The sequence below is a fragment of the Thermomicrobiales bacterium genome (assembly GCA_037045155.1).
Lineage (GTDB): Bacteria > Chloroflexota > Chloroflexia > Thermomicrobiales > CFX8 > JAMLIA01.
Genome location: JBAOIG010000003.1, coordinates 1,191,380 through 1,214,487, shown reverse-complemented (window position 1 = coordinate 1,214,487; position 23,108 = coordinate 1,191,380). Strand labels below are relative to the sequence as shown.

Sequence of the window (23,108 nt, the reverse complement as noted above, 5' to 3'; positions counted from 1 at the left end):
ACGAAACCGTTACGATATGGATGGCCCCGGACCGTCGTGGACGACAAGGGAGGTTCTCGTGAACGAGGAGCGGAACGAGCGTGGGTCGACCAGCTGGGCGGATCGATTCGACCTGGATCGACCGCTGCCGGCTGAAGCCGACGTGGTGGTGATTGGTGGCGGAGTAGCTGGTTGTTCTGCCGCGTATCAACTCTCAAAACGAGGCAAGAAGGTCGTCCTCGTCGAGATGCGTGGCATCTGCTCCGGCGCATCCGGCCGAAATGGTGGGATGACCGGCGGCGGGACGATGGTGCCGACGCAGGTCGGCAGGGCGGTCTTCGAGCTCAACACGGAGAACCTGCGGCTGATTCAGGAGGAGCTGCCCGCTGAGCTGGGCGAGGATTTCTCGCTGCGGCTCGAAGGCAGCCTCGATATCGCGATGACCGACGAGCAGTGGGACCACCTCGTCGCGACCCATGGGTCAGCGTCGAAGGCCGGCGGTGATGTCGAGCTGCTCGATCGTGAACAGCTCGCCGACATCGTCCCGGTGGTCAGCGAGAGGGTCCTTGGCGCAAAGCTCAGCCGCCGCGGCGGACACCTCTGGCCGTTCGCGCTGGTTCATGCGATGGCGAACGGAGCGCGACGAAACGGCGCCCTCGTGTTTCCCTGGACGCCGGCCCAGGAGGTCCTCACCAGTAACGGCCGGGTGACCGGCGTGCGGACGTCGGCCGGGACGATCGCCACCGGCGCGGTCGTGGTTGCGACCAACGCATGGACGCCGAAGATCCTGCATGATCTGCCGGCCGGCGCGGTGGTGCCGGCGCGGGGCCAGATCCTGGTGACTCAGTCGGTCGGGCCGGTCTTGCCGATGCCGTTCGGGACAAACTTCGACAAGGAGTACGGTCGCCAGACGGCGACCGGCCAACTGCTCTGCGGTGGATACCGCCGGTTGGACATCGACGAAGGACTGGGCCATTATGAGGAGCGCGTGACCGCTCCGGTCGTGTCGGGCATTGCGGAGTGCCTCAGTGGTATCTTCCCCGGGGTCGGGCATGTCCCGGTCATCCGGGCCTGGGCGGGGATCATGGGTTTCACCGCAGACGGGCTGCCGCTGATCGGGAGCTACGGGTCCGCCGATGGCCTCTATGTCAGCGCCGGCTATAACGGCGGCGGGTTCGGGATGGCGGTGGCGGCGGGCAAGGCGGTCTCACAGCGCGTGGCGGGTGAACCAGAGCAGCTGGACCTGACACCGTTCGACCCGAGCCGTTTCGCCAGCCGTGGGGTTTCCTGGGACAACCCCTTCACCGCTGGGGAGAAGAGTAACCCCAAGAGCTATAGCGAGTCGGGAGCGATCCGTTCCGAATCATCTGCCGAGGATTGATTTTCGGAGTAGACTTGCGCATACAGGACGGCACGCCCGGCGTTCACGGTGGGCGTGCGTGACGGTGCGCGCGTGGATTACGCGACGCCTTGGAGAATCACAGCAGAAACGCGAGTATTGACAGGTATGAGTGAGGAACGAACCGGACGCGCGCAGGGGCGCGCGAAGCAGGGATCGTCGGATCGACGCCGCACGGCCAAGCGGCGCGTCACCGACGATACGACGCGGCCGCGATCGGTGATCCAGCCGGATGAGCTCGACAGGCAGATCATCTCTTTGCTCCGTGAGGATGGGCGTCGCTCGAATCGCGAGGTTGCCCGGCGGCTCGATGTTCCCGAGGCGACAGTGCGCTACCGCGTGCGACGACTCACCGATAGCGGAGTACTGAAGATCGCGGCATCGGTCGACCCGGAGCATCTGGGCTATGCGCTGACATCGGTCATCTCGGTGACTGTTGAACCGCGAAGCTTCGTTGAGGCATCAAACGCGATCGCGACGATGCCCGAGGTAATGTGGCTGGCGATCACGACCGGCGCTAGCGATCTGGTGCTGACCGCATCCTTCCGTAACCAGGAGGAGATGTTCCTCTTCGTTACCGACCATCTGGCGCACGTTCCAGGCATTACCCGGATCGAGACGTCGGTCTGCATGCGCGTGGTCAAGAAGAGCCATCAGTGGTCGACCGACCTCACATCGTCGATCGTCGGCAACGGCAAGGACGACGCCGTTGCGCAGATTCCGGTCGAAGACCGAGAGCCAGTCTCGGTCTAAGCTTGGGCTGGCCACGACCAGCGGCCGGCCGGCCGGGCTGGGATCTGCTGACGTTCGGCGAATCAATGATCCGGCTGACGACCCCGGCGGGCATCAGGCTGGAGTCGGCGGTTGCCCTCGACGTCACGGTTGGAGGCGCGGAGTCGAACGTTGCCGTCGCGCTTGCGCGGCTCGGCCGGCAAGTCGCCTGGGTCTCCGCGTTGCCGGAGAACGCGCTCGGCCGTCGGATCGCCCGGGAGATCGGCATGCACGGCGTCGACGTGTCGCCGGTCGTCTGGGTTGCTGACGCGCGGGCCGGCGTCTACTTCATGGACACCGGCAGCCAGCCGCGCCCGACCCGCGTCCTCTACGACCGGGAGAACTCGGCTATTGCCGCGCTGGACGCCAGCGCGATCGATCCGGCGATCGTTCGCGCGGCGGGCGCGCTCCATCTCACTGGCATCACCCCGGCGCTCTCCGGCAGCGCGGCGGCAATGTGCGTCAACCTTGCGAACGAGGCAGTCGATGCCGGCATTCCGGTGGCGCTGGATGTCAATTTCCGCAGCAGACTCTGGAACCCAGCGGAGGCTCGGCAGGGGCTATCCCCGTTGCTGCAACGGATCACGCTGCTGCTCTGCGGGATCGACGACGCGCGCACGATCTGGGGTATAGCTGGGCCGCCGGCCGACGTGGCCAGAGCGTTGCTCGACTACACCACTGCGAGCGTCGTCGTTGTGACGGCCGGGGCCGGCGGCGCGGTCGCTATCTCGCGAGCAGCGCCGAATGCGGCCGTTCACCAGGCAGCGCCAAGCGTACAGCCGATCGACCCTGTCGGCGCGGGCGATGCGTTCGCGGCAGGGTTGCTCCATCGCTGGTTGGACGAGCCGGACGACCTGCCCGGGGCGTTGCGATCCGGTGTTGCGCTGGCGTCACTCAAGATGACCATTGCCGGCGACTTCGCGATTGTTACCGCCGAGGAGTTGGCGGAAGCGATCGATCTCGTCGACGGGGATGCCCACGCGATAGACCGCTAAGCTGGTTGCCGGAGGGTGGCGAGGCGATCCAGCGCGCTGCGCCGCCCCTCCGGGAACGTGAATCAGAATGTCAACGGGTTGCGGTCGGTGGATAGCTGGGCGAACCGCACCGGGTCCATGAACTTGCCGCCCTTATGTTCGAAATCGGCTGGGGTCACCCCACGGGCGACCGAGCAGCCACCTCAAATCCAGATCGGGATCTCGGCGGAGATCGTCTTCTCGAGCAGCTCGCTGAGCGGAGGGAAGCCGACCCCGTGGACGCTTCTGGCGACCTCGTCCTTCATCAGGTAGACGGCCTCCCCGACGAGGGCAATCTCAACGTCGATCCCGCCGGATTTCGCGCCGAGCGCGGTGACGAACGGGAGCGCTGCCAGAGTCTGGTCGTCGGTCGCGTGCAGCCCGACGCAAAGTAGCTTGGCTGTCATGTGGAACCCTCCGTGTTATGACGCGACGCCCGTGACCTTCTGAATGATGACGGTGAAGGTGCCGTCGTCGTTATCGTGGACGATTGTCGGGTAGCGCAGGTCGTTCATCAGTGACGGGATCGTGTAGCGGGCCGGCAGGTAGTCACTGACGACGTTGAGCGTCGCGCCATCCGGCAGAAGCTTGAGCGTGTTGAGGGTTTCGGTGGTTGGCCCGGGGCAGGTCTGCCCTCGGACATCGAGATGATTCGTCATCGCAGTCTCCCAGTGAAACAGGCAGTTGCGGATCGGGGAGGTTCTTCTGGGGGAATCGGCGGACGTGAGGAAATGGCCGAGAACTCGAGCGTGCTTCTTGCGATCTCCTTCTACGAACACGCACCCGCCGCGCCAGATCCCGACGATCTGGCTGCCGGTGGATCGGTCTCCGACATACTAGGCGTGCCACCGCCGCCTGCACAGTCCCAGAGTCGTGGTGGGACTGTCGGCATGGCCGGGAGCGGCGAACATATCGCTCCCGGCCATACTGCTGGCCTGTGCTAGTGCCCCATGTGGGCATGCTCGATAAATGTGTTGGTGAACGCCTTGGTAACGTCGACGTCGCCGGCCAGGATGTCGTGCTGGCGCAGCCAGTCGGCGTACGAAGTCCAGCGCTCCTCCGTCTGGGAGCCAAACGGGACCTTGCCGCCGTCGGTCCACATCGGGATGATCAGCTTGATGCCCTCTCGTTCGACTGCCGCGTCGGTCTCGGGGTACGCCTTGACGAGCTGGTCGATCGCCTCGTCCGGGTTGGCGGCGGCTGCCGCGTAGCCGGCCACGACGGCGTTGACGACCCGCTGGACGACGTCGGCATGGTCGCGGATCATCTCGCCGCTGGTTACCAGAAGCAGCTCGTAGTAGTCCGGCACGCCAAAGTCCGCGACGTTGATGGCGTTGACCGGCTGACCCTGTTGCTGGGCGAGGATGGCTTCGTGGACATAATACGCGCCGATGATGGCATCCACGCGCTTACCGAGCAGCGCCGGCATCAGATCGAAGCCGACGTTCACCGTCTTGACGTCATCGAGTGTCAGCCCGGCCGACTGGAGAACGGTCTTGAGCAGCGCGTCATCGCTCGGCACGCCGGCCATGCCGATCGTCTTGCCCTTCAGCTGCGCGGGCTCGGTGATGCCGGACGATTGCAGCGTCATGATCGTGTTCAGCGGATGCTGGACGAGCGCTGCGATCGAGACCACGTCGAGGCCCTGCTGGCGGGCGATCAGCACGTCGGCCTGATATGAGATCGTGAAGTCATCCTGCCCGGCGGCGACGAGCTGCAGCGCTGTCGTCGGGTCGGACGGAACGTAGATGTTCGGTTCGATTCCCTGGTCGGCAAATGCGCCGGTAGACTGCGCCATGTAGAGCCCGGTGTGATTTGACCACGGGTACCAGTCCAGCGCGATACTGACCTTGGTCGCCTCGCCGGGCGTGCCGGCCGGAGAGCCTGCCGGCGCGCTGGCCGGGGCCGTCGCGCTCGTCGTCGTGGTGGCGGCCGACCCGGCTGGTGACCCGGTGGCTGCGTTGCCGCCGCACCCGGCAAACAGAGTGCCAGCAAGCAGCGCCGCGACGGCCACGACGATCCAGCGTTGCCGGAAAATCAGGGTATGCATCGATCTCCTCGTTCCTCTCATCATGCCGGCAACCTGCCGGTTCAATCTCCGCGCCGGGCGTGGGTCTGCCACGGCAGGACAAGCCGCTCGATGAGCGACACCAGTGCGAACAGCGCGATTCCCAGCAGCGCGGCGATCGTGACGGCTGCGTACAGGCGCGGTGTCTGGAATTGCGACGCCGAGCGAGTCATCAGGTATCCGAGGCCGGCCGACGCGCCGACCCACTCGCCAACGATCGCGCCAATCACCGACCATGCAGCGGCGATCCGCGTGCCGGCCAGCAGCGCCGGAAGGGCCGACGGGAGGCGGACAATCCGCATCAGCTGCCACCGGCTCGCGCCCATGCTGCGGAGCAGCGCGACGGCGTCGGAGTCGACTGCCCGTAGGCCTCCGACCGTGGCGACGACGATCGGGAAGAAGCAGGTCAGCACCACGACGATGACCTTCGGCGTCAGCCCGTAGCCGAACCAGACCAGCAGGATCGGCGCGAGCGCGATGATCGGAACCGCCTGGCTTGCGATCACCAACGGGTAGACGGCCCGCTCGACCAGCCGCGAGCCGACGATCGCGATGGCCAGCGTGATCCCGAGGACGAACGCCAACGCCAGCCCGACCAACATCTCCTGCAGCGTCGTTACCGTGTGGCGCCAGAGCAGCGCCCGGGATTCGATCATCTCGCGGACGATGTCGCTTGGCTTCGGCAGGAACCACCGCGGCGTGCCGGCGATCCGGACTCCAATCTCCCAGCCGACGATCAACACCGCAATCACCAGCACGGGTAGCAGCACTCCGGCGACGGATCGCCAGGGAATGCTCCGCCGCCTGGTCGTGCCCGGTTCCGCGCGGGTGGCTGGCAGAGCGCGTTCTCGCTGGGCGCTTGTCACCGACTCGATCCCATCGCGAACGCAACCTCGTCGTGGAGGGCAGCGAGTAGCCGGGCTTTCTGGGCAATTGCCTCCGGGAGATCGACCATCCTCGGCTCGCGTGGCCGCGAGAGGGTGACACGCTCGACGAGCTTGATCCGGCCCGGGCGGGCAGTCATGACCACGACACGGTCGGCAAGGAGCAGCGCCTCCTCGACGTCGTGGGTAACCAGCAGGATCGTGCCGCCGATGTCTTCCCAGAGATCGAGTAGCCACTCCTGCATCGAGCGGCGGGTGAGGGCATCGAGCGCGCCGAACGGCTCGTCGAGGAGCATCGTGTCCTGCCCGATGAGGACTGTGCGCAGGAACGCCGCCCGCTGACGCATGCCGCCGGAGAGAGTTGCCGGGTAGTGGTCGCCGAACCCATCGAGACCGAAGCGTGGCAGCAAGTCGCGCGCCCGCTTGCGTGCGTCCCCAACGTCGCTTCCGGCGATCTGGGGGCCGAGGATGGCGTTGTCGACAACAGTGCGCCAGGGGAACAAGGCATCGCGTTGCGGCATGAGCGCAACCCGCCCGGGCCGCGGAAGCGCAGGTCGTCCATCCAGCCGGACCTCGCCCTCGTCCGGGTCGACCAGGCCGGCGATGATGCTGAGGATGGTGCTCTTGCCGCAGCCGGACGGTCCGACAAGAGCGACGATCTCGCCACGCCCGACTGAGAGGCTGACGTCCTCGATAGCCTGGGTCGCGCCGAACGTCTTGCCGACGCCGCGCAGGGTAATTGCTTCGTTGTTTGTCGATATCGTCGCCACGGTTCCCGTCGATTCTCGTCGCGGGATCCTGGCCTGGGGACAAGCGCTGGGCGGTGGCTGGCAACAAAAAACGCCGGCGCCATCGCCCAGCGTTCGTCGTGTCCGAAGCGTTCACCCGCAACGCGTCGCGAGTGCAGACATTCCTACGCTGGCATTACCCAGGTCAGGTCCTACGGTCGGTGGCGGACTGGCCACCCTCTCAGCCTGGCTCCCCAAGCCCCCGTCGCTCCCCCGGAGCGTTCGATTGTGGCTCCGATTGAATCAGGGAATGTCGCGGGCGTCAAGGACGCCCGCGTCCTGCCTACAGTTCGGTGACGACCGGGAGGATCATCGGGCGCAGCTTGGCCTTCTGGTACACGTAGCGCGCGACGATGTCTTTCACCTTGCCGACCAGGTAGCCGTAGGACATGCCGCCCCGTCGGAGCTGCCGCTCGAGGTAGCTGCGTAGCTCGGCCTCGGCGCCAGCGATCAGCTTACGGCTGTCCTCGTCATCGAAGCGGATCCCGGTCAGCTCGGGTCCGGCGATGATCGCGCCGCGGGTGAGATCCACGACGACGGTCGCGATGATGACCTGGACAGTGTCCAGCTCGTCCCTTCGACGTAGCACGACGTTGCGATACCGGTCGTTGCCGAGCGCGTCGACCAGCACCGACCCGCCGTTGACGGCTGGATCCTTGCGCGCGTCGATTCGTGAGAACGAGATCGGCACGCCCGACTCGGGGATCAGGATGTTGGCGCTGGGGATGCCGGTCTCGATTGCCATCTGCTTGTACAGGTGCATGTGACGGTACTCACCGTGGATCGGGACGCAGAACTTCGGGCGCAACAACTCGATCATATGCCGCAGCTCGTCACGGGCGGCGTGGCCGGAGACGTGGACATTTGGCTCGATCGCGGAATAGCAGACGTTTGCGCCACGGCGGAACAGGTTATCGATGGTCTGCGAGACGGTCTCCTCGTTGCCCGGTACGGGTGTGGCGGACAGGATCACCGTGTCCCCTTCGGCGATCCGCAGCTGCGGGTGGTCGCCGCTGGCCATTCGCGCCAACGCGGCCGAGGCTTCACCCTGCGAGCCGGTGGTCAGGATCATAACCTGATTCTTCGGCAGCTTGGTGACCTCGTCCACCGGGCGCATGACTCCGGGGGGTGGGTTGATATAGCCGAGGTCGCGGGCGACGTCGACCGATTGGACCATGCTGCGCCCGACGACGGCGACCTTCCGACCGTGATGGGCAGCCTTCTCGATTGCCTGTTCCAGCCGGAGGATGTTTGACGCAAACGATGTCAGAATCACGCGCCCCTGCGCCTGGCCGATGATCCGGTCGAGTGTCTCGGAGACGATCGCCTCGCTCGGCGTGCTGCCCTCGCGCTCGATGCGGACGGTGTCGGAGAACAGGGCCAGAACGCCCTCGTCCCCCATCTGGCGCAGGCGTCGTTCGTCGGTGTGCGGACCGAGCGGCGGCGTCGGATCGAACTTGAAGTCGCCCGTGTGGATCATCCGGCCGACTGGCGTGCTGATTGAGATCGCCATGGATCCGGGGATCGAGTGGGTGACCGGGATGAATTCGACCTCCATATGGTGGCCGATACGATATTTCACGCCCGGATCGATCGGCATGAAATCGACGAGGTGCGCTGCCTTGGCCTCTTCCAGCTTGTTCCGCGCAAACGCTAGCGCCAGCCGGGACCCGTACATGGGAACCGGCGCGATGCTATCCAGTTGCGGGACGAGATACGGGAGTGAGCCGATGTGGTCCTCGTGGCCATGGGTCAGCAGGATAGCGCGGAAGCGGTTGAGATTTTCGGTGAGATAGGTCGTGTCGGGGATGATCAGGTCGATGCCGCGCTGCTCCTCTTCGGGGAACTTTGCTCCGGCATCGATGAGCACCAGGTCGCCCCGGTACTCTATAGCCATCATATTCTTGCCAACCTCGCCGACACCGCCGAGGGGAATTGCGCGCATTCGCGGTCGAGCCATCTGTCGATTGTCCTCCTTGCCGTGCCGCACTGGCCGGCTTACATCAATTCTCCTCAAGCATACCGCGCGGCGCTGATTTCCTCGTTGCGACACAAACACGCGTTGACGCTCGCATGCCAGGATCCGTAAGATGCGGTTGTCCCCCGGCCTGGTGGACGTTCGTGAGTGTCTGGCGGCGGTGATGGATGAGTGACGAGCGACAGGACAACCAGAACGGCGAAGCCGGCGTGCGAGACACGATCTGGAAGCAGCCGGGAGGAAGAGTCTCGATTCCGGCGAAGCAGGCGACGAAGGTCGATGTCGGTGATATCGCGGCGACCACGGTGCTGCTCGATCGGTCTGGCGCAGAGCGCATCACCGCCGAGCGTGTGTCGATGGAGCGCTCTGGCGCGAAGGCGTTAGAGACGAAGTCTGCTCAGCTCGACCAGTCCGGCGCGCTGACGATCGGCGCAGACAACGTCGTGCTGCTGAAATCGAGCGCCGTCCAGGTGGTGGCTCAGGAAGCGCGAGTCAAAGACAGCGCGATTGTCCTGCTCAGCACCGACCGGGCGACGGTCGAGGGCTCGCGCATCGTACTGTTCGCCGGCCACGCCGACGGGCCAGTCGAGCCGCTGCTGACGCCGGCGTCGGCTGCCGCGCTGGGCGGGGCGCTCGGCGGGGTTGTCGCGCTGTTGTTGCTGCTGCTACGCTCGCGGTCGCGCTGATCGCCGAAATGGCCGATCGGGAAAGGAGATCACAGTGAATAACGGGATCAAGATCCTGGTGGGCACAGCGATCGGAACTGGCGTCGGCGTCGCAGCGTCGAAGCTGCTGGAGATGCAGGCCGGCGTCGAGCTCGAGGTGAGCGGACCGGACGGCGTTGCCCGGGTCGTCGGGGACGTCGAGCCGAGGCCGGGGATCGTCGATCAGATCAAGGCTCGCCTTGAGGCAGTGCGGGTGGCCGGCGAGGAAGCCAAGATTGCCCGGGAAGCCGAGCTTCGCGACATCTTCCGCGAGAAGGTCAAAGATCCGACCGCGATGACAGCAGATTCAGCGGCCCTCCACCGTAACCAGAGCTGAACTGCCCCCAGCTAAACCGATTCGGAATGCGACCGGGTGGACTGTTCGGTCGTCGTGCCTGCTCGCCACATAGCGTATCGACGACGCCGAGGCGTGTCGCTGCGTGGCAAACAATCGCAAGGGCGCCGGGGAACGCCGGGACGACGTCGGCTCGTATCGCTCCTGCTCCAGAAAGACGACGTTGAGTGGAATGCCGGGCAGTAGTCGCGTGAGCTCGCCGGCCGCGGCCCCGAGCCGATCCTGGATGATCGCGCGTAACTCGTCGTCGAGCGTGACGCTGGCATGGTAAGTAGCAACCAGCCGGGTTGGAGCGCCCGTGGGCGGGGCGCCGTGCTGGGTCAGGACACGCATCGAGCCGGTTTCATCGCGAAGGGTGTACAGTGCGTACTGGGAGAGGAATGGCGCCTCGCGGACGTCCTCAACCTGCCCTTCGATATGGACGATCTGGTTGTCGTAGCGCGTTGGGTCGGCGCGGAGCGCGGCGATTGTCACGACTGATTCGGCCGGCGTGCGGTCGCGATGGTTCAGCCAGACACCGGCGGCGACAACCGCGACCAGTAACAGGCCGAGGATCACGACAACGAGGCCCGGTCCGAACGGCAAGGACCCCCGGTCGTTTTCGGTTGATCGTCCAGCTGATGCTGTCATCGTGATCCAAGCGTATCATCGACCTTTCCCGTCTGGCGTCGCGCGGCCGGCGCGTGTGCAATCCGTGAGTGAAGGTGAGGTCTCCCGTGTTCTTCCAGCGGATCTATACCGATGGTCTCGCGCAGGCATCGTTCCTGCTTGGCTCGGCTCACTCCCGACAGGCAGTGGTGATTGACCCTCGCCGCGATGTCGAGGTTTATCTCGATCTGGCCTCTGCGCACGACTTGACAATCACCCATATTCTCGAAACGCACATCCATGCCGACTACGCATCCGGCGCCCGTGAGCTGGCCGAACGAACTGGCGCGACGATGTTCCTCAGCGCCGTCGGCGAGAACGAGTTCCCGCATCAGCCGGTCCATGATGGAGACACGCTGGAGGTTGGCGAGCTGCGCCTGGAGATCCTGCTGACGCCGGGGCATACGCCGGAGCACATCTGCATCCTGGTGGGCAACGAAGCCGAGCCGGACAGCGCGCCGATGCTGTTCAGCGGCGACATGCTCTTCGTTGGCGCGGTTGGCCGGCCAGATCTCCTTGGCGCGACCTATACCCAGGGGCTGGCGACTGCGCTCTATGGGACGATCCACGAGAAGCTGATGGCGCTCGACGACGACATCGTCGTCTACCCGGGCCATGGGGCCGGCTCGGCGTGCGGCAAGGCGATCGGCGATGCCGAGAGCACGACGATGGGGCAGGAGAAGCGGTTCAACTACGCCTTTCAGCCGATGACGGAGGAATCGTTCATCCGGCTGATGCTCGATGACCTGCCGGCCTCCCCGGTCTACTTTCCGGTGATGAAGCAGCTGAACAAGCGCGGGCCGCAGATCCTCGGCGGCCCACCGCAGCCGGACGAGCTGGACCCGACTGAGCTACGCGCCATCCTGGCCGGGGAGCGTGGAGCAGTGACGTTGATCGACGTCCGGCCGGCAGAGGAGTTCGGGACCGGCTTCCTGCCGGGGTCACTGAATATCGGCGTAGGATCGAGCCTGCCGAACTGGGCTGGCTGGTCTGCTTCGTATGACCGGCCGATCGTGCTGGTCGTGGCCGACCGGGAGGACGTGCGCGAGGCGGTCATTCAGCTGGGCCGGATCGGGCTGGATGCGATCGGCGGCTACGTCGTGGCCGACCGGGATGCGTGGGAAGCGGCCGGCCTGCCGGTACAGCAAATCGAGCAGATGAGCGTTGAGATGGCCGCGCCGCGAATCGCTTCTGGCGGCGCCCGGGTGCTCGATGTTCGAACCCGAGCGGAGTTTGCGCTCGGCCACATCGACGGCGCGCTGAATGTGTCGGCCGAACAGCTCCTTCAGGGGGAGATGCTTGATGGCGCCCCCGAGCAACCGATCATCGTCGTCTGCGCCGCGGGTTACCGCAGCAGCCTGGTGACGAGTCTGCTGAAGCAACGCGGCCATGCGAACGTCGCGAACCTGTCTGGCGGGATGGGTGCGTGGGGGCAGCGTAGGGATGGGGGACGGCCCTCACCCCCCGCCCCTCTCCCAACCTTGGGAGAGGGGGAGTAAGTCCCCAGCCCTGCTGTGGGCGCCGGTAAAGGGCCGGCCCTACCGCCCGTGTTGTCGCATGATCGCCTGTAGCTCGTCGTGTGGCAGCGCGTGGGCGGTGATGCCGTCGCGGCCGGTCATCGTCTCGGCAGCGACCATCGCGTTGAGGACGGCCTCGGACGTGGCGTCGATCGTCGCGGAGAAGAACGGCCCGATCCACTCGTCGGCCAGCCTCGTGGTCTGCAGCAGTGGGCCGGCCGGCCACCGCGGGACGCGATTCTCCGGCGCGTTTGAGAAGGCAAGCAGGATGTCGCCGGAGCCGTGCCCGGCGGTTGAGCCGACCCGGCCAAGGCCGAGCATGCCGCGCCGGCAGAGCCGGCCCAGCTGGCGTTCGGAGAACGGAGCGTCGGTGGCGATGATCGTGATGATCGAGCCCTCGCGGCGTTGCTGGCGGCGGAAGCGCAGGTTGCGTTCGCCGATTGTCGGCTCCAGCACGCGGCCGACCGGGACGCCATCGACCAGCAGATCGGGCAGCGATCCGAAGTTGCCCTGCACGAGGACGCCAACGGTGTAGATCTTCCCATCGACCTCGATCTGACGGGACGACGTGCCGGTGCCACCCTTGAAGCCAAACAGCAGCATGCCGGTGCCGCCGCCGACGTTGCCCTCGGGGACCGGGCCGGCCGTGGCCGAATCCAGCGCTGCGCGGACGTGCTCGCGATGGACGTGCTGGCCGGCGACGTCGTTCAGTGCGCCGTCGTAGGTCTCGGCGATGACCGGGGCGACCCACTCGCGCGGGCCGATCTCGGGGTGCTGCTCGCTCATCCACTCGACGGTTGCCTGGTGGACCGCGCCGACCGAGAGCGTGTTGGTGATCAGCACGGGCGAGGAGAGCAGGCCGTACTCATCCACCAGCGCGTGACCGGTCATCTCGCCAGCTCCGTTGAGGACGTCGATCGCGGCGGGCACCTGCTCCAGGAAGGTCGAACCCTCGTGCGGGTGGATGGCAGTGACCCCGGTGCGAACCGGTCCCTGCCCAACGACCAGCGGGCCGTCCCCCTCGATCAGCGTTGTGACGCCGACGCGGACGCCGGGGACGTCGGTGATGGCGTTCAGCGGGCCGGTCGGCAGCGTGCCGATGCTGATGCCGAGGTCTCGCAGGCGGGGCGATCGAGCAGACTCTGTCGACATGCGTCTCTCCGGTTTCGTTCTCCAAATTCTTCACGGGGCCCATTATCCACGGATAGTCCCGAGTGTCGATGAGCGACCGTAGGCAATCGATGTGGCGACCTCGGCTTCGATAGCACGATCGAAGCCGGCGCAACCTGGCGACGACATGCGCACTATGAAATCGTTGCGCTACCCACCAGGAGAACTCTGCGCAAACAACGAAAGTTGACAGATGCGCTGAGCCTGTGCTACACTACCGAACACATTCCCCCGTAATGCGGACCTCGCTGAAGTGCAGTCGACGTCGGATTGTATGATGAGGAGGGATTCCAGATGTCACATTCGTGCAGGCGACATGTTGTTATCGGCGTCACCACCGTCTGTCTCCTGCTCATCGCGCAGTCGACGCTCGCGTTCGTGAACTTTCCCTGGTGGTGGTCAACCCAGCTTGATGGAACTGTCCCGGTGACCTATCGCTGGGGCAGCAATCTGCAAGGCGCCTCGTTGTAGAAGACCGCCTTCGAGCAAGCCCGCGATGACTGAAACACGCGCAACACGAAGCCACGCTGGCACTACTATCCGTCAACCGGAGCGGTTGTGCTGAACACGTACTACAACGCGGGCGACGGCGCGGCTGGCTACATGGAGTGGCCGCAATCGTGGTACTGGAACCAGCAGACAAACGAGATCACTCGCTGCTACCTCTTCGGCAATACCGCCTACTCCAACTCGGGAAGCCGGCCCGATCTTCAAAAGCGCAGCACCGCCGGGCATGAGATGGGTCATTGCCTGGGCATCGATCACTCCGATGTCTCCAACGCGCTGATGCGCACCGGCCGGAATCGCGAAGTCATCTTCAGCCCCTGGCAGGATGATGTGAATGCGATCAATGCCAAGTACGGCGTGCCGTAGCCGACGGCCTCCAAATCTCGTTCAGCATCTCGTCCTCAGCATTATCGGATAGGAGATCGTGATGGCAAGGTTGCTTGGCGCCGCGGTGGTCATCCTCACGTTGGCCCTCTCCGGGTGCGGCGAATCGACACCCCCCAGCGTGACCCAGGTGCGAATGGATCCGGTGATTGTTCCGTCACTGGATGTGCTGGTCCGCAACTCACCGCAGATCTACATCGGGACGGTTGTGACGCGCGGTGGAATCGTGAACATGGCTCGGGATGTTGATGATCACAGCAAGCCCGACGACCACATCTTCCACCTCGGCCAGACCTATGGCGTCGCCGTCGAGCGGTATCTCACCGAGCGTGGCCCCGAAATGCTGTACGGGGTCCAGCTTGAAGGTGTCCTCTCCGTCGAGGACGGCAACGTGCCGGCGGAGCTATCACCGTCGATGGTCGCGCAGGCGCGGGCCCAGTTCAGCGAGTACACGCCGATGCGGATTGGACAGCGCTATCTGTTCTTTACCCGACCGATCGAGGGGTTTGACCCGTCGAGCAACCTCGTCGCGACAGCCGCTGGCCATCCCTGGCGCTTCACTCTCCCGGTGGATGGCCAGGCGCAGCCCGACACATTCTGGCCTGAGGCGCGTTCCGTAATACCGGCGATGCCGTCGGCCGACCTTGTTCGAATTGTCGAACAGCTCATCGCTGGCGACGGCGCCGAGTCACGCGAGACACCAGTCCCAGTCGCGCCGACACCGCCTTCCGTCGACCCCACTGGCTCACTCGTCGACCCGATCATTGTGGGCAGCCTGGAGCAGTTGGTCGATGTCTCCCCGTTCATTTTCGTTGGAACCGTCATTGCTCCTGGCGAGATTGTGAATCTCGCTCGTGACGTGACGAACCATAGTCAGCCAGATAGCCAACGATTCCATCTGGGGCAGGTGTATGAGGTCTCGGTTGAGGCGTATCTGAAGGGTCAGGGGCCCTCGGTCCTCCCCGTCGTTCAGATGGAGGGACGGAGCGCTTCCGGCGACCGACCAGCGGCGCCCCCAACGACTCAGGCAGAGATCGCCGCGATGAAGGCGCAGTTCGGAGCTATCCCGCTCGTGGCTGGTCAGCGCTACGTGTTCTTTGTCAGGCCGCTCGAGGACTTCGACGCCGGACGTGAGTACATGGCAACAAGCTATGGCCACCCGTGGTGGTTTACGCTCCCGGCGGATGGTATGGCAGAGGCGGGAAGTCAGTATCCGGAGGCTGTTGCAGCATTTCCTCCCGAGACCGCTTCCGCGTTCGTCACGCGCATCCAGGAGCTCGTTGAGAACGAGCGCTAGCCGCTGAACCAGAAGCCGGCTACTGCTCGCTTGCGCCCAACTCGAACGGCTCGGGCGTCTCACCACGGAGGACGGCGCGGAGTGCAGCCAGGGCGGCGAGGGGGTAGCGGGCGCCATAGCCGGCGATGTCAGCGCGGTGGACCGTGATCGGGTGGTCCTCGGCGGCGCCGCGAGCATGCTCCCAGGCCGGGATGGCATCGACGTGGCCAGTGAAGAGGGACTCGGCCGCGTCGATGTCGATGGCGATGACGGCGGCGACTTCCTCGGGGTGCAGTCGGTAGGCGGCGAGGGGCTGGTCGCAGCGGAGGGCGAACACCTCCTGCGCCTCGCGGTCGATGACGCCGTCGGCGCTCCAGTCGGTGAAGCGCCGGCCGATTGGGGTGAGGTCGTCCAGCGTGAGCGCCAGACCCAGCTCCTCCTCGGCCTCGCGGACGGTCTCGGCCAGCGTCTCGCCAGCGCGGATATGGCCGCCGACGGCGACGTCCAGCGCGCCGGGCCAGGTGTCCTTCGTCAGCGAGCGTCGCTGGTAAATGACGGTCGGCACGCCGGCCACGATCGCGCCGATCCAGATGTGGATCGCGCCGTGCCAGTCGCCGTCGCGGTGGACGAGGCGGCGGGGCTTCGCCATGCCGGTTGGCCGGCTCTCCGCGTCGAGAATATCGAACAGCTCGTCCTGCGGATCGGTGGTCACAGCCGGATCAGCTCGCGGGCGAGGTACTCGTAGCCAGTGGCGGCGGCGGTGAGATGCGCGATCTCGACGCTCTCGTCGATCCGGTGGGCCTCTGCCTCGCTGCCGGGGCCGAAGCCGACCGTTGGGATGCCGCGCCGGCCGGCGGATTCGCTGCCGTTGGTGCAGAACGCGTAGTGGGTGTGCATCGGCATCAGGCCGGCGCTGACCAGCGCGTTCATCGCTGCCTGGACGATCGGGTGATCGTCGGGCGTGCGCCAGGCCGGGGCGAAGTTGACCGCGTCCACCTCGTAGCCCGTCCAGGTCTGGAACCGGTCGACGCCGAAGGCAACTCGCGCCTTGAGGGTCGGGTCGTTCTGCGTGTAGGCGTCGACGATGCTCTGCATCTCGGCCAGCACGTCCTCCTCGGTCTCGCCCAGCAGCAGCCGGCGGTCGAAGGTGGCCACGCAGCGCTCGGGGATCATCGAGAGGCCGGGGTAGGGGTGAGACATAATATCGGTGATCTCGATCGTTCCGGGGCCGAGGAAGTCGTCGGTCGGCGGCGGCAGGTTGGCGATGACGTTGCCGAGCGTGCCCATCGCGCGGATCGGGTTGCGGCCGAGGTGTGGGGTGGATGAGTGCGCCGGGATGCCGAACGTCTCCAGGACGATCTCGGCCCTGCCGCGCTGGCCGGTGGCGAGGTGCAGGCTGGTGGATTCGCCGATGACGACGGCGCGGGCCGGGTAGCGGTCGAGCACCTTGCCGAGGGCGTACCCCTCGACCGCCTCCTCGGCGATGCTGACGGAGACGATCGCGTCGCAGGGGGCCGGGTCGTGGTTGAGGCGGGCGATGCCGACGAGCATGGCGGCGATCGCGCCCTTCATGTCGGACGTGCCGCGGCCGTAGAGCCGGCCATCGCGCTCTGCGGCGACGAACGGGTCGCTGGCCCAGGCGGACTCGTCGCCGACGCCGACGGTGTCGATATGGCCGTCGAAGACGATGCAGCCAGCGCCGCTGCCGCCCATCCGGCCGGTGAGGTTGCCGATCTCGTCGATCTGGACATCGGCGTAGCCCAGCGCGACCATCGCCTGGCGGGCGACCTCGATTGCCTCCTGCTCGCCGACCGAGGTGAAGCTCTTCGCGGCAACCAGCCGCCTGGTCAGCTCGACAACGTCATCCCAGCCGGTCATATCAGTCAGCCTCCCTGCGTGGCGTCGATCATCCTCGCTGGAAGGATACGAGATGGAGTCGCGTTGCACTCTGCTACGATAGCCCCGGTGGTCTGAAGGTTAAGTGGGTCGTCAGCGTCAAGCTGTCAGGTCGTGTGGCGCGGCAGCCACCCCGTCGGCTTGTCATTCTGAGCGGAGCGAAGAATCTCTCCCGTGTTGGGTCGTGTCCGGCGTGGGGAGATTCTTCGGCTGCGCGGACGCCCTCCGGGCAGTGAATGACAAAGGAAGGGGGATGTTGCCGCTCTGGACACCCCGTCGGCTTGTCATCCTGAGCGCGTACGCGAAGGATGACAAGCCAGGATGGTAGTTGACGCCTCGAACGACTGGGCGGTCTGACGTTGACGACCTACCGCGTGAGACAGGAAGGGACAGGCGTTCGGATGGTTGTGACTGAGACATTCCGCGAAGAGATCGAAGAGTGGTTGCCGGAGCTGATCGAGACGAGGCGCGACTTCCACCGGCACCCGGAGATGGGGCTGGAGGAGGTGCGCACCAGTGGGATCGTCGCCGAGCGGCTGCGGGCGATCGGCTACGAGGACGTCCGCACCGGGATCGGCGTGACCGGCGTCAAGGCGGTGCTGCGGGGCGGCCGGCCGGGCAAGACGCTGTTGCTGCGCGCTGACATGGACGCGCTGCCGATCGAGGAGCAGAACGACGTTGAGTACCGTTCGACGGTGTCGGGCGTGATGCACGCCTGCGGCCATGACGGGCACACGGCGATGCTGATGAGCGTGGCGCGGCTGCTCTACCCGAAGCGCGACGAGATCCCCGGCACGATCGTCTTCTGCTTCCAGCCGGCCGAGGAGGGCCGTGGCGGCGCGCGGGCGATGATCGCCGATGGCGTGCTGGAGGACCCGACGGTCGACGCGGCGATCGGGCTGCACCTGATGAGCTACTACCCGGTCGGCATGGCGGCGGCGATCTCCGGGCCGGCGATGTCCGGCGCGCACGGGTTCCATGCGACGATCCAGGGCCGGGGCGGCCACGGCGCAACACCGCACAAGACGATCGACGCGCTGGTGATCGCGGCCGAGGTCGTGACGACGCTGCAGACACTGGTGGCGCGCGAGGTCGACCCGCAGCAGCCGGCCGTCGTGACGGTTGGCACGCTGCACGCGGGGACGACAGCCGGGAACATCATCGCCGATTCCGCCACGATGCGCGGGACGGTGCGCTGGTTCGACCCGGCGGTCGGCGACTACATGGCCGAGCGGCTGCCGAAGCTGATCGAGGGCATTGCCGAGGCGATGCGTGGCTCGGCGACGGTCGAGTACAGGACGGGCGGCAAGGCGACGATCAACGACCCGGGCGTGACGGCGATCGTTCACGAGGCGCTGGCCGAGATCATCGGCGAAGAGAACGTGATCACCGGCCCGCCGCTGATGGGCTCGGAGGACTTCTCGGAGTTCACCGACCGCATCCCGGCGTCGTTCTTCTTCGTCGGCAGCCGCGACGACGAGACGGGCAAGAACTTCGACCACCATCACCCGCGCTTCGACCTCGACGAGCGCTCGCTGCCGCTGGGCGTCGAGATGATGGCGAAGGCGGCGCTGCGCTGGCTGGAGGCGAACGCGGAGGGCTAGAGCGGGTATACGCGTCGACAGGCGGGCGCTATACTGGCACTCAGGCAACCCCAACTGAATCGCGAGACGCGCCGGTGTAGCAAGGAGGCAACCAGGTGGATTTGATTATCTGGCTGATTACAGGGCTGATCGCCGGCGCCGCGGCAATGTTCGCTATCTATCGCTCGATCCCGACGCAGCCAGCGACGATCGGCGGCGCGCTGGTGATCGGGCTGGTCGGCGGCTGGCTCGGCGGCTGGATCGGCAACCTGATCGGGCTGAACGCGGTCAACTGGATCGGGTCGATCGTCGTCGGATTCCTCGGCTCGTTCGCGCTGCTGTGGGTCATCAACCGGGTCACGCCGGACCGGAGCCAGCGCTCGTAGTATTGACGCGTTTGCTACGATTTCCCTAACGGCAACGACGGAACCACGTCGGCGGCCGGCCGTCCCTCAGCGAGTCCGGGCTGGTGCGAGCCGGGCATGGGGCGCCGCCGCCGACTATCCTTCCTGAGCCGCCACCCGAACGGGCACACGCCCCAGTAGACGTGGCCGGGCACGCCGCCCCGTTACCAGCGGCGCCAGAAGCGGGCTGTCCCCAGAGGGGGCCGGCCAAGCGAGGTGGTACCGCGGGAGCAATCTCGTCCTCATTCGAGGGCGGGATTTTTTCGTTTTGGGGGGGAGCGAGGGACCTCACCCCCCCCGCCCCCTCTCCCGTGGGGAGAGGGGGTGTGATGGGTTGGCAGCCTGCGCTGCCGATCCAGCGCTTCTCTCCCGCGGGGAGCGGGGGTGTGATGGGTTGGCAGGGGAGGAGTCTACGTCGCACTAGCCTACTTCGACACACGACACCCCTCTCCCCGCGGGAGAGGGGCCGGGGGTGAGGTCCCCTACAGGGAGGCAGACACGTGACGAACGCACCGGCGAGGATGTTTCGGGAGGTCGACACCAGGGCGGACTTCCCGGCGATGGAGCGCGAGCGGCTGGGGTGGTGGTACTCCAGCGGCGTGGTCGAGCAGTATTTGACGAAGAACGACGGCTCCGGCACGCGCTGGTCGTTCCTCGACGGGCCGATCACGGCCAACAACCCAATGGGCGTCCACCACGCCTGGGGCCGCACCTACAAGGACCTCTGGGTCCGCTACCACACGATGCTCGGCCACGAGCAGCGCTACCAGAACGGCTTCGACTGCCAGGGGCTCTGGGTCGAGGTCGAGGTCGAGAAGGAGCTGGGCCTCGGCAGCAAGCGCGAGATCGAGGAGTTCGGCATCGACCGGTTCGTGAACCTGTGCAAGGAGCGCGTCCGGAAGTACTCGGGCATCCAGACGGAGCAGACCAAGCGCCTCGGCAACTTCATGGACTGGGACAACTCGTACTACACGATGTCCGACGTCAACAACTACACGATCTGGCACTTCCTGAAGACCTGCCACGAGCGCGGCTGGATCTACAAGGGGGACGACGTGATGCCGTGGTGCCCGCGCTGTGGCACCGGCCTGTCCGAGATGGAGCTGGTCGAGGGCTATCAGGATCGCACCCATCGCTCCGTTTATGTCGAGTTCCCGCTGGTGGACGAGGACGCCGCCCTGCTGGTCTGGACGACGACGCCGTGGACGCTGACGTCGAACGTGGCAGCGGCGGTCAGGCCCGACCTCGACTATGTGAAGATCAGGGACGGGGGACGAGGGACGGGGGACGGGGAGAGCGCGGGGCGTGTGCTGTATCTGGCCAGGGAGGCGGCGCGGCATGCGTTGCGGGGGGAGTATGAGGTCCTCGCGGAGCTGAAGGGGGCCGAGCTGGCCGGCCGGGTCTATCGCGGGCCGTTCGACGAGCTGCCGGCCGAGCAGGGCGTCCAGCACCGCGTGATCCTCTGGGACGACGTGGCGGCCGACGAGGGCACCGGCATCGTCCACATCGCGCCCGGCTGCGGCAAGGAGGACTACGGGCTGGCGAAGGAGCAGGGCCTGCAGATCGTCGCGCCGATCGACGAGTTCGGCGTCTACATCGACGGCTTCGACTGGCTGACCGGCATGGCAGTCGGCGACGTGGCCGGCCCGATCGTCCGCAATCTGCGCGAGAAGGACATCCTCTACCGCGACCACGACTACACCCACCGCTACCCGACCTGCTGGCGCTGCAAGACCGACCTCGTCTTCCGGCTGGTCGACGAGTGGTTCATCGACGTCGACCCGATGCGCGAGCGGATGCAGGAGATCACCCGCGAGATCCGCTGGATCCCCGGCTTCGGCGAGGACCGCGAGATCGACTGGCTGCGCAACATGGACAACTGGATGATCTCCAAGAAGCGCTACTGGGGCCTGGCGCTGCCGATCTACGAGTGCCAGTCGTGCGGGAACTTCGACGTGGTCGGCTCGAAGGATGAGCTGCGCGAGCGGGCCGTCGAGGGCTGGGTCGAGTTCGAGGGGCACTCGCCACACCGCCCGTGGGTGGACGCGGTGAAGATCGCCTGCTCGCAGTGCGGGGCGACGACCTCGCGGATCAAGGACGTCGGCAACCCGTGGCTAGACGCAGGGATTGTGCCGTTCAGCACGATGGGATACACCGAGGACCGCGAGGAGTGGTCGCACTGGTTCCCGGCCGACTTCATCACCGAGTCGTTCCCGGGGCAGTTCCGCAATTGGTTCTACTCGATGCTGGCGCAATCGACCGCGCTGGTGAACGAGCCGCCGTACAAGACGGTGCTGGGCTTCGCCCTGCTGCGCGACGAGCACGGCAAGGAGATGCACAAGAGCGCCGGCAACGCGATCTGGTTCGATGACGCCGCCGACAAGATGGGCTCCGACGTGATGCGCTGGCTGTATTGCTCGCACAATCCGACGGTCAACCTGAACTTCGGCTACCACATCGGCGACGAGGTCCGGCGCAGATTCATCCTGCCGCTCTGGAACTCCTACGCGTTCTTCGCCAACTACGCCGCGCTGGATGGCTTCGATCCGACCGACCCGGCCAACGCCGTGCCGCTGGAGGAGCGGACGCTGCTGGACCGCTGGATCCTCTCGCGGCTGCAGGGGGTGGTCGACGACGTGCGGGCCTGCCTGGACGACTTCGACGCGCAGGGCGCCACCCGCGTGCTGGAGCGCTTCGTGGTGGATGAGCTGTCGAACTGGTACATCCGGCGCAACCGGCGGCGCTTCTGGAAGACGGAGGCCGACCGCGACAAGGCTGCCGCCTACCAGACGCTACGCGAGGCGCTGGTGACGCTCACGATGCTGCTCGCGCCGTTCCTGCCGTTCACCAGCGAGGAGATGTACGACAACCTCGTGCGCTCGGTGGACCCGGAGGCGACCGTCTCGGTGCACCTGCTGGACTACCCGGTGGCCGACGCCGCGAAGGTGGACGCGGCGCTGGATCGCGACATGGCGGCGCTGCTGGCGGCAGTCAACCTGGGCCGCTCGGCGCGCAACAAGGCCAGCGTCAAGGTGCGTCAGCCGCTGCCGGCCGCGCTCGTCTGGGCCCGCGACCCGGAGACGTATGCGGCGATCGAGCGGATGCAGGACCAGCTGCTGGACGAGCTGAACGTCAAGGCGCTCGGGCATATCGACGACCCGTCGGTCTACGCGACCTACGTCATCCGGCCGAATCTCTCGCTGCTGGGGCCGAAGTACGGCAAGGCGCTGGGCGGGATCCGCGCGGCGTTGGCCGAGGCTGACCCGGCGCGAGTGGCGGCGACTGTGCGGGCCGGCGAATCGCTGGAGCTGGTGGCCGGCGGCGAGGCGTACTTGCTGACGCCGGACGAGCTGCTGGTGGACGTGCGCGAGCGCGAGGGGTTCAACGTCGCCGAAGAGGGCGATCTGTTGGTGGCGCTGGACACGACGCTGACGCGGGAGCTGATCCACGAGGGGCTGGCGCGGGACTTCATCCGCGGGGTGCAGGACGCGCGCAAGGAGGCCGGCCTGCGGGTTGAGGACACGATCCGGCTGGCCTGGCAGACGGAATCCGGCACGGAGGTAGCCGAGGCGATCGAACGCCACCTGGAGGACATCGCCGCCGAGACGCTGGCCCGCGAGGCCGCCCCCGGCTGGGTCGAGGCCGCAGCCTGGGAGGCCGAGGTCAAGGTCGGCGCCGAGAAGGTCACGATCGGAATCACGCGGATCGGGAGCTTGCTGGACGAGCGGTAGGCGAGGGGGACCTCACCCCCTGCCCCCTCTCCCCACGGGAGAAGGGGTGGGTT

The 23,108-nt window shown here is 66.3% G+C and carries 22 protein-coding genes and 1 riboswitch; of the genes, 12 read left to right on the top strand and 10 right to left on the bottom strand.

Annotation, left to right across the window (positions count from 1 at the left end; genetic code table 11):
* The first annotated feature begins 58 nt into the window (after positions 1-58).
* The 3 genes from V9F06_08895 to V9F06_08885 all read left to right on the top strand — a co-directional run bounded on the left by V9F06_08895 (position 59) and on the right by V9F06_08885 (position 3,144).
* A complete protein-coding gene (locus tag V9F06_08895; protein ID MEI2617732.1) occupies positions 59-1,360 on the top strand; it encodes an FAD-binding oxidoreductase in 1,302 nt (433 codons plus the stop codon).
* Between the two features lie 126 nt (positions 1,361-1,486).
* Positions 1,487-2,131 carry an Lrp/AsnC family transcriptional regulator gene (locus V9F06_08890; GenBank protein MEI2617731.1) on the top strand — a complete coding sequence of 215 codons (645 nt, stop codon included), beginning with the start codon at positions 1,487-1,489 and terminating at the stop codon, positions 2,129-2,131.
* A gap of 2 nt (positions 2,132-2,133) precedes the next feature.
* On the top strand, positions 2,134-3,144 hold the full coding sequence (locus V9F06_08885) for a sugar kinase (GenBank protein ID MEI2617730.1): 1,011 nt from the start codon (positions 2,134-2,136) through the stop codon (positions 3,142-3,144).
* A gap of 182 nt (positions 3,145-3,326) precedes the next feature.
* On the opposite strand, the gene V9F06_08880 is transcribed toward V9F06_08885, so the two are convergent.
* From V9F06_08880 to V9F06_08855, 6 genes are all read right to left on the bottom strand, one after another.
* Positions 3,327-3,569 (bottom strand): hypothetical protein, encoded by a 243-nt coding sequence (locus V9F06_08880; protein MEI2617729.1) that lies wholly within the window; start codon positions 3,567-3,569, stop codon positions 3,327-3,329.
* A 15-nt stretch (positions 3,570-3,584) separates the two neighbouring features.
* Positions 3,585-3,821, bottom strand: coding sequence for a sulfurtransferase TusA family protein (locus tag V9F06_08875; protein ID MEI2617728.1), 237 nt, complete (start codon positions 3,819-3,821; stop codon positions 3,585-3,587).
* 281 nt (positions 3,822-4,102) lie between these two features.
* A complete protein-coding gene (locus V9F06_08870) occupies positions 4,103-5,212 on the bottom strand; it encodes an ABC transporter substrate-binding protein (GenBank protein ID MEI2617727.1) in 1,110 nt (369 codons plus the stop codon).
* A gap of 41 nt (positions 5,213-5,253) precedes the next feature.
* Entirely contained in the window at positions 5,254-6,096 is an 843-nt protein-coding gene (locus tag V9F06_08865; protein ID MEI2617726.1) for an ABC transporter permease, read from the bottom strand.
* Entirely contained in the window at positions 6,093-6,884 is a 792-nt protein-coding gene (locus V9F06_08860; protein MEI2617725.1) for an ABC transporter ATP-binding protein, read from the bottom strand. Before V9F06_08860 ends, V9F06_08865 begins: the two co-directional genes overlap by 4 nt.
* 123 nt (positions 6,885-7,007) lie before the next feature.
* A riboswitch (TPP riboswitch) is annotated at positions 7,008-7,118 on the bottom strand.
* Between the two features lie 67 nt (positions 7,119-7,185).
* Positions 7,186-8,862, bottom strand: a complete 1,677-nt coding sequence (locus tag V9F06_08855; protein ID MEI2617724.1) for a ribonuclease J — start codon at positions 8,860-8,862, stop codon at positions 7,186-7,188.
* 185 nt (positions 8,863-9,047) lie between these two features.
* On the opposite strand from V9F06_08855, the gene V9F06_08850 reads away from it, so the two are divergent.
* On the top strand, positions 9,048-9,566 hold the full coding sequence (locus V9F06_08850) for a hypothetical protein (GenBank protein MEI2617723.1): 519 nt from the start codon (positions 9,048-9,050) through the stop codon (positions 9,564-9,566).
* 34 nt (positions 9,567-9,600) lie between these two features.
* Complete coding sequence (locus V9F06_08845) at positions 9,601-9,921, top strand: hypothetical protein (protein MEI2617722.1); 321 nt, start codon at positions 9,601-9,603, stop codon at positions 9,919-9,921.
* Here V9F06_08845 and V9F06_08840 read toward each other — a convergent pair.
* A complete protein-coding gene (locus V9F06_08840) occupies positions 9,892-10,524 on the bottom strand; it encodes a hypothetical protein (protein ID MEI2617721.1) in 633 nt (210 codons plus the stop codon). The genes V9F06_08845 and V9F06_08840 overlap by 30 nt on opposite strands.
* A gap of 131 nt (positions 10,525-10,655) precedes the next feature.
* Between V9F06_08840 and V9F06_08835 the strand changes: the two genes are divergently transcribed.
* Positions 10,656-12,086 (top strand): rhodanese-like domain-containing protein, encoded by a 1,431-nt coding sequence (locus tag V9F06_08835; GenBank protein MEI2617720.1) that lies wholly within the window; start codon positions 10,656-10,658, stop codon positions 12,084-12,086.
* Between the two features lie 39 nt (positions 12,087-12,125).
* Here the strand turns inward: V9F06_08835 and V9F06_08830 are convergent, their stop codons facing one another.
* On the bottom strand, positions 12,126-13,256 hold the full coding sequence (locus V9F06_08830) for a P1 family peptidase (GenBank protein MEI2617719.1): 1,131 nt from the start codon (positions 13,254-13,256) through the stop codon (positions 12,126-12,128).
* 312 nt (positions 13,257-13,568) lie between these two features.
* On the opposite strand from V9F06_08830, the gene V9F06_08825 reads away from it, so the two are divergent.
* The 3 genes from V9F06_08825 to V9F06_08815 all read left to right on the top strand — a co-directional run bounded on the left by V9F06_08825 (position 13,569) and on the right by V9F06_08815 (position 15,462).
* Positions 13,569-13,745, top strand: coding sequence for a hypothetical protein (locus V9F06_08825; protein MEI2617718.1), 177 nt, complete (start codon positions 13,569-13,571; stop codon positions 13,743-13,745).
* Positions 13,746-13,832: 87 nt separating this feature from the next.
* The gene (locus V9F06_08820) at positions 13,833-14,147 is read left to right on the top strand and encodes a matrixin family metalloprotease (GenBank protein ID MEI2617717.1); all 315 of its coding nucleotides are present in this window, start codon (positions 13,833-13,835) and stop codon (positions 14,145-14,147) included.
* A 61-nt stretch (positions 14,148-14,208) separates the two neighbouring features.
* Complete coding sequence (locus V9F06_08815; protein MEI2617716.1) at positions 14,209-15,462, top strand: hypothetical protein; 1,254 nt, start codon at positions 14,209-14,211, stop codon at positions 15,460-15,462.
* A 19-nt stretch (positions 15,463-15,481) separates the two neighbouring features.
* Here the strand turns inward: V9F06_08815 and V9F06_08810 are convergent, their stop codons facing one another.
* A complete protein-coding gene (locus tag V9F06_08810) occupies positions 15,482-16,153 on the bottom strand; it encodes an NUDIX domain-containing protein (protein MEI2617715.1) in 672 nt (223 codons plus the stop codon).
* Positions 16,150-17,319: a YgeY family selenium metabolism-linked hydrolase gene (locus V9F06_08805; GenBank protein MEI2617714.1), complete on the bottom strand. Its 1,170-nt coding sequence runs from the start codon at positions 17,317-17,319 to the stop codon at positions 16,150-16,152. The genes V9F06_08810 and V9F06_08805 overlap by 4 nt, the downstream gene beginning before the upstream one ends.
* A gap of 419 nt (positions 17,320-17,738) precedes the next feature.
* Between V9F06_08805 and V9F06_08800 the strand changes: the two genes are divergently transcribed.
* The 3 genes from V9F06_08800 to ileS all read left to right on the top strand — a co-directional run bounded on the left by V9F06_08800 (position 17,739) and on the right by ileS (position 23,055).
* Entirely contained in the window at positions 17,739-18,941 is a 1,203-nt protein-coding gene (locus V9F06_08800; GenBank protein ID MEI2617713.1) for an amidohydrolase, read from the top strand.
* 95 nt (positions 18,942-19,036) lie between these two features.
* Positions 19,037-19,306 (top strand): GlsB/YeaQ/YmgE family stress response membrane protein, encoded by a 270-nt coding sequence (locus V9F06_08795; protein ID MEI2617712.1) that lies wholly within the window; start codon positions 19,037-19,039, stop codon positions 19,304-19,306.
* A gap of 518 nt (positions 19,307-19,824) precedes the next feature.
* Positions 19,825-23,055, top strand: coding sequence for an isoleucine--tRNA ligase (gene ileS / locus V9F06_08790; protein MEI2617711.1), 3,231 nt, complete (start codon positions 19,825-19,827; stop codon positions 23,053-23,055).
* The last annotated feature ends 53 nt before the right edge of the window (positions 23,056-23,108 follow it).